The sequence below is a fragment of the Nocardia sp. NPDC057663 genome (assembly GCF_042799895.1).
In the GTDB taxonomy this organism is placed as follows: domain Bacteria; phylum Actinomycetota; class Actinomycetes; order Mycobacteriales; family Mycobacteriaceae; genus Nocardia.
The window spans coordinates 157607-172296 of record NZ_JBHVHX010000006.1 but is presented as its reverse complement, the minus strand read 5'-3'; the positions used below and the strand labels follow the sequence as shown (position 1 = coordinate 172296).

Annotated in this window: 16 protein-coding genes; 10 read left to right on the top strand and 6 right to left on the bottom strand. The window is 68.2% G+C overall.

The features are described 5' to 3' along the window. Positions 1 to 52 precede the first annotated feature (52 nt). From ACFVAV_RS16360 to ACFVAV_RS16330, 7 genes are all read left to right on the top strand, one after another. Entirely contained in the window at positions 53 to 520 is a 468-nt protein-coding gene (locus tag ACFVAV_RS16360; protein WP_110037970.1) for an FHA domain-containing protein, read from the top strand. Then, entirely contained in the window at positions 517 to 1968 is a 1452-nt protein-coding gene (locus ACFVAV_RS16355; protein WP_379035665.1) for a PP2C family protein-serine/threonine phosphatase, read from the top strand. Before ACFVAV_RS16360 ends, ACFVAV_RS16355 begins: the two co-directional genes overlap by 4 nt. Then, positions 1968 to 3440, top strand: a complete 1473-nt coding sequence (locus ACFVAV_RS16350; RefSeq protein WP_379035663.1) for an FtsW/RodA/SpoVE family cell cycle protein — start codon at positions 1968 to 1970, stop codon at positions 3438 to 3440. Before ACFVAV_RS16355 ends, ACFVAV_RS16350 begins: the two co-directional genes overlap by 1 nt. Next, positions 3437 to 4903 (top strand): peptidoglycan D,D-transpeptidase FtsI family protein, encoded by a 1467-nt coding sequence (locus tag ACFVAV_RS16345; RefSeq protein WP_379035661.1) that lies wholly within the window; start codon positions 3437 to 3439, stop codon positions 4901 to 4903. Before ACFVAV_RS16350 ends, ACFVAV_RS16345 begins: the two co-directional genes overlap by 4 nt. Before the next feature lie 37 nt (positions 4904 to 4940). After that, a complete protein-coding gene (locus ACFVAV_RS16340; RefSeq protein WP_379035659.1) occupies positions 4941 to 6476 on the top strand; it encodes a protein kinase in 1536 nt (511 codons plus the stop codon). Beyond that, complete coding sequence (gene pknB, locus ACFVAV_RS16335) at positions 6473 to 8377, top strand: Stk1 family PASTA domain-containing Ser/Thr kinase (RefSeq protein ID WP_379035657.1); 1905 nt, start codon at positions 6473 to 6475, stop codon at positions 8375 to 8377. Before ACFVAV_RS16340 ends, pknB begins: the two co-directional genes overlap by 4 nt. 97 nt (positions 8378 to 8474) lie before the next feature. Beyond that, the gene (locus ACFVAV_RS16330) at positions 8475 to 8894 is read left to right on the top strand and encodes a CBS domain-containing protein (RefSeq protein WP_189031810.1); all 420 of its coding nucleotides are present in this window, start codon (positions 8475 to 8477) and stop codon (positions 8892 to 8894) included. A 3-nt stretch (positions 8895 to 8897) separates the two neighbouring features. Here ACFVAV_RS16330 and ACFVAV_RS16325 read toward each other — a convergent pair whose 3' ends face one another. The 3 genes from ACFVAV_RS16325 to ACFVAV_RS16315 all read right to left on the bottom strand — a co-directional run bounded on the left by ACFVAV_RS16325 (position 8898) and on the right by ACFVAV_RS16315 (position 10855). Continuing rightward, positions 8898 to 9365 carry a deaminase gene (locus ACFVAV_RS16325; protein WP_379035655.1) on the bottom strand — a complete coding sequence of 156 codons (468 nt, stop codon included), beginning with the start codon at positions 9363 to 9365 and terminating at the stop codon, positions 8898 to 8900. A gap of 144 nt (positions 9366 to 9509) precedes the next feature. Continuing rightward, complete coding sequence (locus ACFVAV_RS16320; RefSeq protein WP_379035654.1) at positions 9510 to 10196, bottom strand: RibD family protein; 687 nt, start codon at positions 10194 to 10196, stop codon at positions 9510 to 9512. Beyond that, complete coding sequence (locus ACFVAV_RS16315; protein ID WP_379035652.1) at positions 10193 to 10855, bottom strand: aminodeoxychorismate/anthranilate synthase component II; 663 nt, start codon at positions 10853 to 10855, stop codon at positions 10193 to 10195. Before ACFVAV_RS16315 ends, ACFVAV_RS16320 begins: the two co-directional genes overlap by 4 nt. Before the next feature lie 93 nt (positions 10856 to 10948). Between ACFVAV_RS16315 and crgA the strand changes: the two genes are divergently transcribed. Beyond that, positions 10949 to 11212, top strand: a complete 264-nt coding sequence (crgA, locus tag ACFVAV_RS16310; RefSeq protein ID WP_110037961.1) for a cell division protein CrgA — start codon at positions 10949 to 10951, stop codon at positions 11210 to 11212. A 94-nt stretch (positions 11213 to 11306) separates the two neighbouring features. Beyond that, a complete protein-coding gene (locus tag ACFVAV_RS16305; RefSeq protein ID WP_379035648.1) occupies positions 11307 to 11762 on the top strand; it encodes a PH domain-containing protein in 456 nt (151 codons plus the stop codon). A 78-nt stretch (positions 11763 to 11840) separates the two neighbouring features. On the opposite strand, the gene ACFVAV_RS16300 is transcribed toward ACFVAV_RS16305, so the two are convergent. Beyond that, positions 11841 to 12368 (bottom strand): peptidylprolyl isomerase, encoded by a 528-nt coding sequence (locus ACFVAV_RS16300; RefSeq protein WP_379035646.1) that lies wholly within the window; start codon positions 12366 to 12368, stop codon positions 11841 to 11843. Positions 12369 to 12437: 69 nt separating this feature from the next. On the opposite strand from ACFVAV_RS16300, the gene ACFVAV_RS16295 reads away from it, so the two are divergent. Further along, the gene (locus ACFVAV_RS16295; RefSeq protein WP_379035644.1) at positions 12438 to 12614 is read left to right on the top strand and encodes a hypothetical protein; all 177 of its coding nucleotides are present in this window, start codon (positions 12438 to 12440) and stop codon (positions 12612 to 12614) included. Positions 12615 to 12618: 4 nt separating this feature from the next. On the opposite strand, the gene ACFVAV_RS16290 is transcribed toward ACFVAV_RS16295, so the two are convergent. Both ACFVAV_RS16290 and ACFVAV_RS16285 read right to left on the bottom strand, forming a co-directional pair. Beyond that, positions 12619 to 13413: an ABC transporter permease gene (locus tag ACFVAV_RS16290; protein WP_379035943.1), complete on the bottom strand. Its 795-nt coding sequence runs from the start codon at positions 13411 to 13413 to the stop codon at positions 12619 to 12621. 65 nt (positions 13414 to 13478) lie between these two features. Beyond that, the gene (locus tag ACFVAV_RS16285) at positions 13479 to 14480 is read right to left on the bottom strand and encodes an ATP-binding cassette domain-containing protein (RefSeq protein ID WP_379035642.1); all 1002 of its coding nucleotides are present in this window, start codon (positions 14478 to 14480) and stop codon (positions 13479 to 13481) included. Positions 14481 to 14690: the final 210 nt, after the last annotated feature.

The window sequence follows — 14690 nt, the reverse complement described above, 5'->3', positions numbered from 1 at the left end:
CGCCCCGCACCTGCCGTACCGACGTACCCGGGCGAACAGGAGGTGGAACGCCGTGCAGGGATTGATCCTGCAATTGACCCGCGCGGGGTTCCTGCTGCTGCTCTGGTTGTTCGTCTGGGCCGTCCTGCGGACCTTGCGCAGCGATATCTACGCGGCATCCGGCATTCGGATACAGCCCAGGGCCGCACGCGGTTCCACGGTGCTGCCTTCCTTCAGCCGAGGCCAGAAGGGCGCCAAGTATCTAGTGGTGACTCATGGTTCACTCGCCGGCACTCGAATCACCCTCGGCACGCAGCCGGTCCTCATCGGCCGCGCCGACGATTCGACGCTGGTACTCACCGACGACTATGCCTCGACCAGGCACGCGCGACTTTCTCAGCGTGGTGACGACTGGTACGTGGAAGACCTCGGCTCCACCAACGGCACTTATCTAGACCGCGCGAAAGTCACCACCGCCGTCCGTGTTCCGCTCGGCACTCCGGTGCGAGTCGGCAAAACTGTGATCGAGCTGCGATCGTGACACTTGTTCTGCGCTATACCGCGCGAAGCGACCGGGGCCTCGTCCGAGGCAACAACGAGGATTCGGTCTACGCGGGCGCACGCCTGCTGGCCCTCGCCGACGGCATGGGTGGCCACGCCGCCGGAGAAGTTGCCTCCCAGTTGATGATCGCCGCGCTGGCGCATCTGGACGACGACGAGCCCGGCCAGGACATCCTCGGCAAGCTCGACCGCGCAACGCGTTCCGGCAACGCGGCCATCGCCGACCATGTCGAGGCCGAACCCGAACTCGACGGCATGGGCACCACGCTCACCGCCATCCTGTTCGCCGGCGGCAAGCTCGGCATGGTGCACATCGGCGACTCGCGCGCGTACCTGCTGCGCGACGGCGAACTCGCCCAGATCACCCGCGACGACACGTTCGTGCAGTCGCTGGTCGACGAGGGCCGGATCACGCCCGAGCAGGCGCACACCCATCCGCAGCGCTCGCTCATCATGCGCGCCCTCACCGGCAACGAGATCGAGCCGACGCTGATCATGCGCGAAGCCCGCGCCGGTGACCGGTATCTGCTGTGCTCCGACGGCCTTTCGGACGTGGTGAGCGACGAGACCATCGGCAACACCATGCGCGAGGGCAACACCGACGAGTGCGCCGACCGGCTCATCGAGCTGGCGCTGCGCAGCGGTGGGCCCGACAACGTCACCGTCGTCGTCGCCGACGTGATCGATCTCGACTACGGCCAGAGCCACCCGATCGTCGCGGGCGCCGCCTCCACCGAGGACGAGGAAGACACCCCGCCGCCGAACACCGCCGCGGGCCGGGCCGCCGCGATGCGCCCGCCGCGCGCGCAACCGCGCCGGGCCGCCACCGCACCGCCGCCGCCGGAGCCCAAGTCGCACAAGCTGCGCTGGCTGCTGCTCTCGCTGGCACTGATCGCCGCGGTCGTGGTCGGACTCGTGGTCGGCTACAAGATGATTCGCAGCAACTACTACGTGGGCGCCGACAACGACGGGGTGGTCGTGATGCGCGGGCTGCCCGGCTCGATCCTCGGCTACTCGATCCACGATGTCGAGCTCACCGGCTGCGTCAACAACAAGGGCGAGCTGACCCTCGTCGAGGCGGGCACGGCGGCGCCGACCGGCTGCAAGAAGCTGATGGTCAGCGACCTCAAGCAGACCGGCCGCGACCAGGTCCAGAAGGGCCTGCCGCCGGACTCGCTGGACAAGGCGCGCGACAGCATGAAGATGCTGGCGCGCAACGAACTGCTGCCGCCCTGCCCGAAGAAGGAATCGGTGCCGCAGCCCGGCGTGCTGCCCACCGAGCAGCCGCCGGTGCTCCCCGGTGGCGCACCGACCCCCGGCCCTGATCAGCCCGCGACGCCGACCACGACGCCCCCTGCCCCGCCCACGACGACCGTCCCCACGACAACTCCGCAGATCTCAGGGGAGAACTGCCGGGTGACGGACTGATGTCCGCACCGGCACCGCCGTCGGCTGGGGCTTTCCCCAGCCCCCCTGGCGGATTCGCGCCAGCACCACCCCCGTCGACGCGACGCAACCAGGAGTTGCTGCTGCTGGCGGGGGCGGCGGGGATCACGACGGTGTCGTTGTTCATCGTCGAGGCGAGCCAGGAACAGTCGGTCACCTGGGACATCGCCAAGTACGGTCTGGCGTTCCTCGCGCTGTTCGGTGTCGCGCATCTGGCCGTGCGGCGGTTCGCGCCGTTCGCCGACCCACTGCTGCTACCGATCATCGCGCTGCTCAACGGTTTGGGCCTGGTGCTGATCCACCGGCTCGACCTCGCGGACGCGCAAAAGGCCGTGTACGACTCGAGCCCGATCCCCTCCCCCGACGCCAACCAGCAGATCATGTGGACCGGCCTGGGCATCGTGGTGTTCATCACCCTGCTCATCGTCTTGCGGGACTACCGCACGCTCGCGCGCTACACCTACACCCTAGGCCTGGTCGGCCTGGTCGCGCTGGCGATTCCGGCACTGCTGCCCAGCCGGTTCTCCGAAGTCAACGGCGCCAAGATCTGGATCCGGCTGCCCGGATTCAGTGTGCAGCCGGGCGAATTCGCCAAGATCCTGCTGATCGTGTTCTTCGCGGGCGTGCTCGTGGCCAAGCGCGATCTGTTCACCGCGGCGGGCAAGCACTTCCTCGGCATGGAGTTTCCGCGGCCGCGTGACATGGGCCCGATCCTGATCGTCTGGGTCGTCTGCATCGGCGTGCTCGTCCTCGAAAAGGACCTCGGCACTTCGCTGCTCATCTTCGGCACGGTGCTGGTGATGATCTACATCGCCACCGAGCGCGTGGGCTGGCTGGTCATCGGCGGCGGCCTGCTCGCGCTCGGATTCGTCTTCGCCTACCAGCTTTTCGGGCACGTGCGGGTGCGCGTGGACACCTGGCTGCACCCGTTCGACGACTACCACAACACCGGGTATCAGATCTCGCAATCGCTGTTCGGTTTCGCGACCGGCGGGCTGGCGGGCACCGGGCTCGGCAGCGGACGGCCCAACCAGGTGCCCTTCGCCAAGACCGACTTCATCGTCACCACCATCGGTGAGGAGCTCGGCCTGATCGGGCTCACCGCGGTGCTGATGCTGTTCCTGATCTTCATCGTGCGTGGGCTGCGGACCGCGCTGGCCGTGCGCGACAGCTTCGGCAAGCTGCTCGCGGCCGGCCTGTCGTTCACCATCGCGATCCAGGTGTTCGTCGTCGTCGGCGGTGTCACCAAGCTGATCCCGCTCACCGGCCTGACCACGCCGTTCATCTCCTACGGCGGTTCGTCGCTGCTGGCGAACTACGCGCTGCTCGGGCTGCTGATCAAGATCTCCGATGCCGCCCGCGCGCCCGCACCGGCGCGCAAGCGCGGCCCGGCGCCGATCGCCGAGGCGCCGACCGAGATGTTCCGCAGGTCGGAAGGCAGGGCGAGCGAATGAACACTCCGCTACGTCGCGTCGCCGTCGCCGTGATGGTGATGGTGGTCGCGTTGCTCGTGAACGCGACCTACCTGCAGGTGATCAAGGCCGACGATCTGCGCAGCGACCCGCGCAACTCGCGCGTGCTGCTCGACGAGTACGCGCGCCAGCGCGGGCAGATCTCCGCGGGCGGCACCGTGCTCGCGAGCTCGGTCGCCACCGACGACCGGTACAAGTACCTGCGCCAATACCCGAGCATCCCACCGGCTTACGCGCCGGTCACCGGCTTCTACTCGATGCAGTACGGCAAGACCGGCCTCGAGCTGGCCGCGGATCCGCTGCTGTCGGGCAACGACTCGAGCCTGTTCGGCCGCCGTCTCATCGACATGTTCGCCGGGCGTGACCCGCGCGGCGCCAATGTGCTGACCACGCTCAACCCGATGATGCAGCAGGTCGCCTACGAGCAGATGACCTCGAAGGGCTACACCGGCGCCGTGGTCGCGATCGAGCCGAGCACCGGCAAGATCCTGACGATGGTGTCGACCCCCAGCTACGACCCCAACGAGCTGTCGGGCCACGACGGCGCCGCGGGCCGGGCGGCATGGGAACGGCTCAGCACCGATCCGAGCCAGCCGATGCTCAACCGCGCCGTCTCGCAGACCTACCCGCCCGGCTCGACCTTCAAGACCATCGTGACCGCGGCCGCGCTCTCCAACGGCGTCGCCGGTCCCGACGACCAGTTCACCGCGGCGCCCACCATCACCCTGCCCGGCACCAGCACCACGCTGGAGAACTACAACGGCAGCACCTGCGGTGACGGGCCGACCGCCAGCCTCTACGAGGCGTTCCGGCGCTCCTGCAACACCGCGTTCGTCGAACTCGGCGTGAAGGTCGGCGCGAGCGCGCTCAAGGACGAGGCCGCCGCGTTCGGCATCGGCCCGCACCGTGGGGTGCCGATTCCGGTCGCCGAGTCGACCGTGGGACCGATCCCCGATAACGCCGCCCTCGGCCAGTCGAGCATCGGTCAGCGCGATGTCGCGGTCACCCCGCTCGACGTCGCGGTGGTCGCCGCCACCATCGCGAACGGCGGGACCAGGATGCAGCCGTACCTGGTCGACCAGACCCAGGCACCGGACCTGTCCGAGCTCAGCAAGACCAAGGCGGTCTCGGTCGGACAAGCCGTGAGTCCCCAGGTAGCGTCGACCCTGACGAATCTGATGGTCGCCTCGGAGAGCAATACCGCGGGCGGTGGCCGGTCCCCGTACCAGATCGCGTCCAAGACCGGAACAGCCGAACATGGCAGCAATCCGCGTAACACCCCGCCGCATGCGTGGTATATGGCGTTCGCGCCCGCGCAGAACCCGAAGATCGCCATCGCGGTGATCGTCGAGAACGGCGGCGACCGGGCGCTGGCGGCCACCGGTGGTTCGGTGGCCGCTCCGATCGCCAGGTCGGTGCTGGACGCCGGCCTGGCAGGGGGCTGAACGAAATGAGTGTGCGAGTGACAACACGGGGGCCCCGATGCTGAACAACGGCGCCATGATCGCCGACCGCTACCGCCTGCAGCGGCTCATCGCCACCGGCGGTATGGGTCAGGTGTGGGAAGCGATGGACACCCGCCTCGACCGGCGGGTCGCGGTCAAGGTCCTCAAGACCGAGTTCTCCGCCGACCCGACGTTCCGTCAGCGGTTCCGGACCGAGGCGCGCACCACCGCGCAGCTCAACCACCCCGGGATCGCCGGCATCTACGACTACGGCGAGACCACCGATCCGTCCGGCGGCGAGACCGCCTACCTGGTGATGGAGCTCGTGCAGGGCGAACCGCTCAACGCGGTGCTGAACCGGATGGGCAGGCTCTCGGTCGTCCAGGGTCTGGACATGCTCGAGCAGACCGGTCGCGCACTCGAGGTCGCGCACGCCGCCGGCGTCGTGCACCGCGACGTGAAGCCGGGAAACATCCTGGTGACCCCGACCGGCCAGGTGAAGATCACCGACTTCGGCATCGCCAAGGCGGTCGACGCCTCGCCGGTGACCAAGACCGGCATGGTGATGGGCACCGCCCAGTACATCGCGCCCGAGCAGGCCGTCGGCGAGGACGCCACCGCGGCCAGCGACGTGTACTCCCTCGGCATCGTCGGCTACGAAGCGCTGGCGGGCGTGCGCCCGTTCACCGGTGACGGTGCCATCACCGTCGCGATGAAGCACGTGCGCGACGCGCCGCCGCCGATGCCCGCCGATCTGCCTGCCAACGTGCACGAGCTGATCGCGATCACGATGGCCAAGGACCCGACCCAGCGCTACAGCAGCGGCGGCGAGTTCGCCGACGCGGTCGCGGCGGTGCGCGCCGGTCACATGCCTCCGCCGCCCGCCGGCATCGGCCCGTCGATGACCGGGGCCACCCGCGTGCTGCCGCCCGGCCCGACGACGGTGATCCCGGCAGCCGCGGCGGACTACGACGGCGCGACCATGCGCTTCGGCCACCAGCCGCCGCAGCCGATCACGCCCGGTGGCGGTTACACCGGTCCGGCGACGCAGGCCGCGGCTCCCGCTGCCGTCACGCCCGAGACCAGGAACAACAACCAGAAGTGGCTGATCGCGCTCGGCATCGGCGCGCTGGTGCTCGGTGGCGGTGTGCTGTGGCTGCTGTTCGGCGGTGAGCCGAATCGCGACACCGGCACCACGACCACCACCGTGCAAACCACCAAGCCGCTGCCCCCGCCGGTGACCACCAAGTCGCTGCCGCCGCCGATCGTGCCGCCCAGCGAGGCGCCGGTGACGACGCAGCCGCCGCGCCCGACGACCACCACCGAGGAGCCGCTGCCCACCACGACGGAACCCCCGGTGACGACGACGCAGCCGCAGACCACCACGTCCAAGCCCGCGCCGACGACCACGGCCAAGCCCACCAAGCCGACCACCACCAAGCCGGCGGAGGGTACGACGACGGTCAACGGGCGTCCGCGGCTGCCCACGCTCGACCTGCCGTTCCCCGACGCCCCGAACGCGATGGGCCCGAAGATCACCGTCGACAACACTCCGCCACAAGGACAACCATGAACACCCCGAAGAATCTCTCCTCGCGGTACGAGCTGGGCGAGATCATCGGGTTCGGCGGCATGTCGGAGGTGCACAAGGCACGCGACGTGCGGCTCTCACGTGACGTCGCGATCAAGGTGCTGCGGGCCGATCTGGCCCGCGATCCCACGTTCTACCTGCGGTTCAAGCGGGAGGCGCAGAACGCGGCCGCGCTGAATCATCCGGCCATCGTCGCGGTGTACGACACCGGCGAGGCCACCGTCGACGGCGGGCCGCTGCCCTACATCGTGATGGAGTACGTCGAGGGCGACACCCTGCGCGACATCGTCCGCGGCAAGGGCCCGCTGGCGCCGCGCAAGGCGATGGAAGTCGTGGCCGACGTGTGCGCCGCGCTCGATTTCAGCCATAAGGCCGGAATCGTGCACCGCGACATGAAGCCGGCCAACATCATGATCAACCGCGCCGGTGCGGTGAAGGTGATGGACTTCGGCATCGCCCGCGCGATCGCCGACAGCTCCAACCCGATGACCCAGACCGCCGCGGTGATCGGCACCGCCCAGTACCTCTCGCCGGAACAGGCGCGCGGCGAGACCGTCGACGCCCGCTCCGATGTGTACTCGGTCGGCTGTGTGCTGTTCGAGATCCTCACCGGGCAGCCGCCGTTCACCGGCGACTCGCCGGTCGCGGTCGCGTATCAGCATGTCAAGGAGGATCCGCCGCTGCCGTCGTCGGTCAATCCCGGCGTGCCGCGCGAACTGGATTCGGTGATCCTCAAGGCGATGGCCAAGAACCCGGCCAACCGGTACCAGACAGCCGCGGAGATGCGCGCCGACCTGATCCGGGTGCTCGGCGGGCAGAAGCCGATCGCGCCGATGGTGATGAACGACGAAGATCGCACCACCATCATGGATTACGACGACGAACCCGCCCCACGGACGTTCCGTGATCGCCGCGACGACACCTCCGAGCAGGCCGCTATCGCACCGCCCGCCGAGGGCCGCAACCGCACCGGCCTGATCGCGCTCGGCGTCGCCGCCGCGCTCGCGGTGGCCTTCGGGTTGTTCTGGGTGCTGGTCGGGCCGGGTAGTCAGCCGGACCAGGTCGCCGTACCCGATGTGTCGGGCCAGCCCTCCCAGCAGGCGCAGACCGCGCTGCAGAACGCCGGGTTCCACGTCGCCGTGCTGCAGAAGCCGGACGGCAAGGTGACACCGGGCAATGTCATCGCGACCCAGCCGCTCGGCGGTTCCCGAATCGACGAGGGCAGCACCGTCACCCTGCAGGTCTCGACCGGTCCGTCGCAGGTCCAGGTGCCGCGGCTGGCGGGACTCACGCAGGCCGAGGCCGAGCAGAAGCTGAATTCGATCGGGCTGCAGCTGAACCCGAATGTGGCGCGCAAGGCGTCGAGCACCGCCGAAACCGACAAGGTGATCTCGCAGGAGCCGAGCGCGGGCGTCCGGGTCGACATCGATCAGCCGATCGTCATCACCATCGGTTCGGGGCCGGAGCAGGTCAGGGTGCCGACGGTGATCGGCCAGGACATCGCCGTCGCCCAGCCGAACCTGACCGACAGCGCGGGCTTCAAGGTCGAGATCCAGGAGGTGAAGTCGACCGCGCCGCGGGGTCAGGTGCTCTCCACCAACCCGGCGGGCGGCAGCAACGCGGAGAAGGGGTCGACCATCACCGTGCAGGTCTCGGCCGGTGACCGGATCATCGTCCCCGATCTGAGCGGGCTCACCCCGACCCAGGCGCAGGAACAGCTGCGCGCGAGCGGCTGGACGGGTCAGCTCAGCCAGACCACGGTGATCACGCTGGACGGCAGTACGTCCGGCAAGGTCGTGGGCCAGAGTCCGGCGGCGGGATCCTCGGTCACCATGACCAGCAACGTCGTGCTGCAGGTGGGTGCTTCGCCGCTCCCGCGCTGAGGTCTCGATTGCATGGAGAACCTACCTGCCGCGGCGCGGCGGGCGCAGAATGAGGCTGCTTCATCCCAACAGCAACGCTGAACGAGGAGGTAGCCCTATGACCACGGCCAGGGACATCATGAAGCCCGGTGCACAGTGGATCACCCGCGGCGACACCGTATCGACCGCGGCGACGGCGATGGCCGATCTCGGCGTCGGATCGCTCGTCGTCGCCGATGACGACGAGCGCATGTGCGGCATCATCACCGATCGCGACATCGTCGTGAAGTGCATCGCGCTCGGTCTGTCCCCCGAAACGACGACCGCGGCCGAACTGTGCGAGTCGACCCCGCGCTGGGTCAGCGCGGACGCGGATGTGGAAGACGTGCTCGACCAGATGGAAAGTCATCGGGTCAAGCGGATGCCGGTGATCGACAACAAACGGCTGGTCGGCATGATCAGCGAGGCCGATCTGGCCAGGCACCTCGACGACAACCAGCTCGGCGAGTTCGTGACCGCCATCTACGGGCGGCCCTGAGCCTCAGCTCAGATCGAGGTGAGTGTTCATCGACATGGCCTCCTCGGCCAGGTCGGTGAGCTCGACCACGCGCACGCCGTGCTTGCGGAGTTTGTCCACACCTTCGCAGGCGGCGACGAACAGGCTCGGCTCGCGCCAGGCGATGACGACGGTCGGGATACCGGCGGCCAGGATCCGGTCGGTGCACGGCGGTCGGCTCGCCGTGGCGCGGGTCGAGCACGGTTCGAGCGTGCTGTAGATCGTCGCCCTGGTCAGCCGTGGATCGTCGGGGTCGAGCTTGTTCAGCGCCGATTCCTCCGCGTGTACCTTCTCGTCGGTCTCGCGCGACCAGCCGGTCGCGATCTCCACCCCGTCGGCGACGATCACCGCGCCCACCGAGTAGGCCGTTGTGCTGGGCGGACAGTTCCTGGCCAGGTCGATCGCCCTGTGCATGAATCGGTGGTCGGTGCTCTCGGCACTGTGTGCGCTCATCGAATTCCCCTGCTGGTCGGGAGTTATCCACAACTGTCGCATGATGTGGAGTCGGTCATGTTCAGGTGTGCAGCGATTCGTTCGACAAACTGTGGACAGTGATATTTCCCCAGGTCGGGCACATGATTTCGAACACAGGGCCGGTTAGCGAAGAGGCTCGTCCGCGGGGCCGACCAGGTACTTCAGCACAGCGACATCCCCAAGTTGTTCCACACCCGCCAAACGCAACCGGCGTTGGGCACCGCCGGGGAACTGGGCCGGGCCGACGAACCGCGGCGCGGCGGGGTCGCCGACCAGGATCGGCGCGATCGCGAGCCGGATCTCGTCGACCAGGTCGGCGGCGAGGAACCCGGTGTGCATCCCGGTGCCGCCCTCGACCATCAACCTGTGGATACCGCGCTCGCCGAGATCGTCGAGCAGCGCGGACAAGGCGAGTTCGGGGCCGAGGGCGACGACTTCGGCCAGGCCCGCCAGCCGGTCGCCCAGTGTCGCCGCGCCCGCATCGGAGGTGTAGACGACCTTGTCGCCGCCGGTGTGCCAGAAACGCAGCTCGGGATCGAGGTCGCCCGAGGCGGTGACGGTGACCTTGACCGGATACTCCGGCTTGCCCGCCGACACCCGATCGGCCCGGCGCTCGGCGCTGTTGACCAGCAACCGGGGATTGTCGGCGCGCAGCGTCTGCGCGCCGATCAGGATCGCGTCGGACTCGGCGCGCACCTGATCGACCCGGTCGAAGTCCGCGCTGTTGGACAGCAGCAGCCGCTGGGCGCTCGCATCGTCGATGTAGCCATCCAGGCTCACCGCCACCGACAGCAGAACCCAGGGCCTCACTGGGTCACCAGCGCGGCGACCTCCGCTTCGAGCGCTGAAACCAGGGCCTCGGCGGGGCGCTGCCCACACACCTCGAGCCAGTTGGCCAGCATCCGGTGCCCGCCCTGGGTGAGTACCGACTCGGGATGGAACTGCACACCGTGGATCGGCAGGGTGCGGTGGCGCATGGCCATCACGATCCCGCTCTCGGTGTGGCCGACGACTTCCAGCTCGTCCGGGATCGTCTCGGGGAGGACGGTGAGCGAGTGGTAGCGGGTCGCGGTGAACGGGTCGGGCAGGCCGGCCAGCACGCCGGACCCGAGGTGGAACACCTGACTGGTCTTGCCGTGCAGCAGCTCCGGCGCCCGGTCCACGGTCCCGCCGAACGCCTCGCCGATCGCCTGGTGCCCGAGGCACACGCCGAGCAACGGCATCCGGTGCCGCGCCGCCGCGTGCACCAGCGGGATGCTCGCGCCGGCCCGGTCGGGGCTGCCCGGCCCGGGGCTGACGAGCACGCCGTCGAAGGTCCCGCCCTCGTCGCCACGGGTGAGCAGGGTGTCCAGGTCGGCGAGGCGCTGGTCGTCGTTGCGCCAGACCACGGCGTCGGCACCAAGCTGGCCGAGGTACTGCACCAGGTTGAATACGAAGCTGTCGTAGTTGTCGACGACCAATACACGCATGCGTCGAGGGTACGTGCCGACCCCGTAGGTCGTCGCATCCATTACCTGGTGGGATAGCCTAGGAGTTACCTGTATTCCGAATTCGAGGACGTCATGCCCAAGTCCAAGGTCCGCAAGAAGGCCGACTACACCCCGAGCCCCGCCAGCCGCACCCCGGTGAAGGTGAAGGCGGGCCCGTCGCCGGCTTGGTACGTCGCGATCATGCTTGGCTTCATGCTGGCAGGCCTCGTCTGGCTGCTGGTGTACTACCTGGCTGCCGAGCAGATCAGCTGGATGAACGATCTCAATGCCTGGAACTTCCTGATCGGGTTCGGCCTGATGGTCATCGGCCTGATCATGACCATGCGATGGCGCTGACCTGCCGGTACGCACCGGATTACACCGGTGTTATTCATGCACACCTGTGGATGAAGCTGTGGACAACTCGAGGAGCAATGGGGGACGAAGCCGCGTGAACGCTGTGGATTCCACCGGCAGCACCTCGTGGACAACTCCCACCGCCGGTCTCGTCGCGGTGTCCGGCGGCGGTCTGATCCTGGTCGTGGCCGGCGTGCTGGCCCAGGACGGGCCGAGCAGGCTGCTCGTCGGCCTGGCCGCGGTCGCCGTCCTGGGGATGGCCGTGCTCGGTTTCCGCCAGCGCCCCCGGTTGACCATGGTGCCCGGACCCGCGGCGCGCCTGGTGGTCGGCACGCTCACCGGACCGAAGGAGTACCCGCTGGACCGGATCGACCGGATCCGGATGGTCTCCTACCGCCGCCTCGGCCGGAAGTCGGCGATGCTCGAGATCGACGTCCAGCACGAGGGCTCGGAGCGGCTGCTGATCTTCGGCCGCTGGGATCTCGGCACCAACCCGCACGATGTCTACGACGCGCTGGTCGTCAACGGCTTCGCCTCGGTGGCCGACTGAGCCCGCAACGTTTCACGTGAAGCAGAGAACTCCCCGTCGCGACTGTCGCGGCGGGGAGTTCTGCTGTGGACGGCTCGATCAGCCGATGGTGACCGAGGAGATCACGACCGGCTCTTCCGGGCGATCGTTGCGATCGGTCTTCACCGCGGCGATCGCGTCGACGACCTTGCGCGAATCGGGATCGACCACCTCACCGAAGATGGAGTGCTTGCGATTCAGGTGCGGCTGGGCGCCGACGGTGATGAAGAACTGCGAACCATTGGTAGCCGGCCCCGCATTGGCCATTGCCAGCAGGTAGCCGCGGTCGAAGCGCAGTTCGGGGTGGAACTCGTCGCCGAATTCGTAGCCCGGCCCACCGCGTCCGGTGCCGGTCGGGTCGCCGCCCTGGATCATGAACCCCGGCATCACCCGGTGGAAGACGGCGCCGTCATAGAACGGGCCAGCGTCCGTGCCACCGGCGTTCTCGGTGGTGTAAGGGGCGCTGCCGTCGGCGAGACCGACGAAGTTGCGCACCGTCCTCGGGGCATGGTTACCGAAAAGCGCGATCTTGATCTCGCCGTGGTTGGTGTGCAGAGTCGCCACGGCAGTCTGGTTGGGTGAGGTCACGCGATCATGGTGCCACGGGCGGGGCGCAAGGCCTCAGAAGCCGGTGGGAGCGTCTCGTAGAGTGGTCGCATGAAGCTTCGTAACCCGCTCATCGCGTCCCTCGCGATCGCCGGGGCAGGCGCCCTGGCCCTGCTGGCCCGCAGCAAGCGTCCGCAACTTCCCGAGCCCGCCGCCGAGCCGCCGCGCCTCGGTTACTCCCGCAACGGTTCCGCGCCGGCCCCCATCCCGGAGACCGGCGCGCACTGAACCGTCAGCGGCTCACGGACTTCTTGTACTGCACCTGAGCCAGCGGCACGAACACGATCAGGATCACCACGATCCACATCACCGTGGTGATCACCGGGTGCTGCATCGGCCAGGCATCTGATGGCGGACCCAACGGGTTGGTGTTGCCGAACAGGTCGCGCACGGCCTGGGTGAGCGCCGATACCGGGTTCCACTCGGCGAATACGCGCAGCGGCCCTGGCAGGCTCTCCAACGGCACGAACGCGTTCGAAATGAACGTCAGCGGGAAGATCACCATGAAGCTGGCGTTGTTGAACACCTCGGGCGCGCGCACGATCAGTCCGACGACCGCCATGATCCACGACAGCGCGTAGGCGAACAGCAACATCAGCACGTAGGCCAGCACCGCGTCCAGGAACGACCCGCGGATCCGCCAGCCGACGACCAGGCCGGTCACCGACATGACGACCAGGCTGACGATGTTGATCACCACGTCGCTGATCGTGCGGCCGACCAGCACCGCCGACGGCGCCATCGGCAGGGACCGGAACCGGTCGATGATGCCCTTCTGCATATCCTCGGCCAGGCCGGCACCGGTGAAGGTGGCGCCGAACACCACGGTCTGCGCGAAGATGCCCGCGATCAGGAATTCGCGATAGCCGCCGGCCACGCCCTCGATCTGGATCGCCGAGCCGAAGATGTAGGCGAACAGCAGCACGAACATGATCGGCGACAGCGTCGTGAAGACCAGCACGTCGGGCACGCGCTTGATCTTGATGACATTGCGCTTGGCGATGGTGATGCTGTCGCTGACGACCATCGAGAGCCGTTCACCGAGCCCGGGGCCTCCCACGTCCGCCGCCTTGTTCAGCGCGGTACTCGTACTCATCGCTTCTGTCCTTCCGTGACGCCGACGGACTGTGCCTCGGCATCGCCGTTGACGAGTTCCTCGGCCTCGTGCCCGGTGAGGGTGAGGAAGACGTCGTCGAGCGACGGCCTGCGCAGCGCGACGTCGTTGATCTGCACCTTTTGCTCGGTGAGCCGGCCGATCGCGGTGACCAGGTCCTGCGAGCCGTTGGCCACCGGCACGGTGACCCGGCGCAGGCCGGGTTCGAGATGGATCTCGCCGTCTGCCAGTCCGGCCAGCGCCTGCTGGGCTGGTCCGAGCTGATCGGCGGTGGCGACGGTGAGTTCGATGCGGTCGCCACCGACGATGGCCTTGAGTTCGTCGGCGGTGCCGCGGGCGATCACCTTGCCGTGGTCGATGACGGCGATCGAGTCGGCCAGCCGATCGGCCTCGTCCATGTACTGGGTGGTGAGCAGCAGCGTGGTGCCGCCTGCCACGAGTTCCTCGATGACGTCCCACAGGTCGAGCCGGGCCCGCGGGTCCAGACCGGTGGTCGGCTCGTCCAGGAACAGCACCGGCGGGTTGGCCACCAGCGCACCTGCCAGGTCGAGCCGTCGGCGCATGCCGCCGGAATAGCCCTTCACCGGCCGGTCGGCGGCGTCGGAGAGCCGGAAACGGTCGAGCAGTTCGCGCGCGCGTTCCTTACTGCGCTGCACGCCGAGGTGGTAGAGCCTGCCCACCATCTCGAGATTCTCGAATCCGGTGAGGTACTCGTCGACGGCGGCGTACTGGCCGGACGCGCCGATCCGGGAACGCAGGGCCTGTGGGTTGTGGAGCACGTCGATCCCCGCGACGGTGGCACTGCCCTCGTCGGGGATGAGCAACGTGGTGAGAACGCGGACAGTCGTGGTCTTTCCCGCGCCATTGGGGCCGAGAAGTGCGGTGACGGTACCTTCGGGCACGGACAGATCCAGCCCGTCCAGGGCGACGAGCTGCCCGTACCGTTTGACCAGACCCTCGGCGACGATTGCGTCGGGCATGATTCTCCTGATGTCGTGGTTCAACGCTGTTGCCCCAGTATTGCGGTACCCACCGACAAGTCGCACCCCGTTTTGCCGGAGCCCGATTCCCCGATGTACAGATTTGTTCGACATGCCGAGCTGTAGCGACACGCGGCGAATCGGACTGATTTTCCGGCCGTGCCGCGAAAGGCAAGCCCCTGGTCTCCGGGGCACGGCCGCCGGTACGAC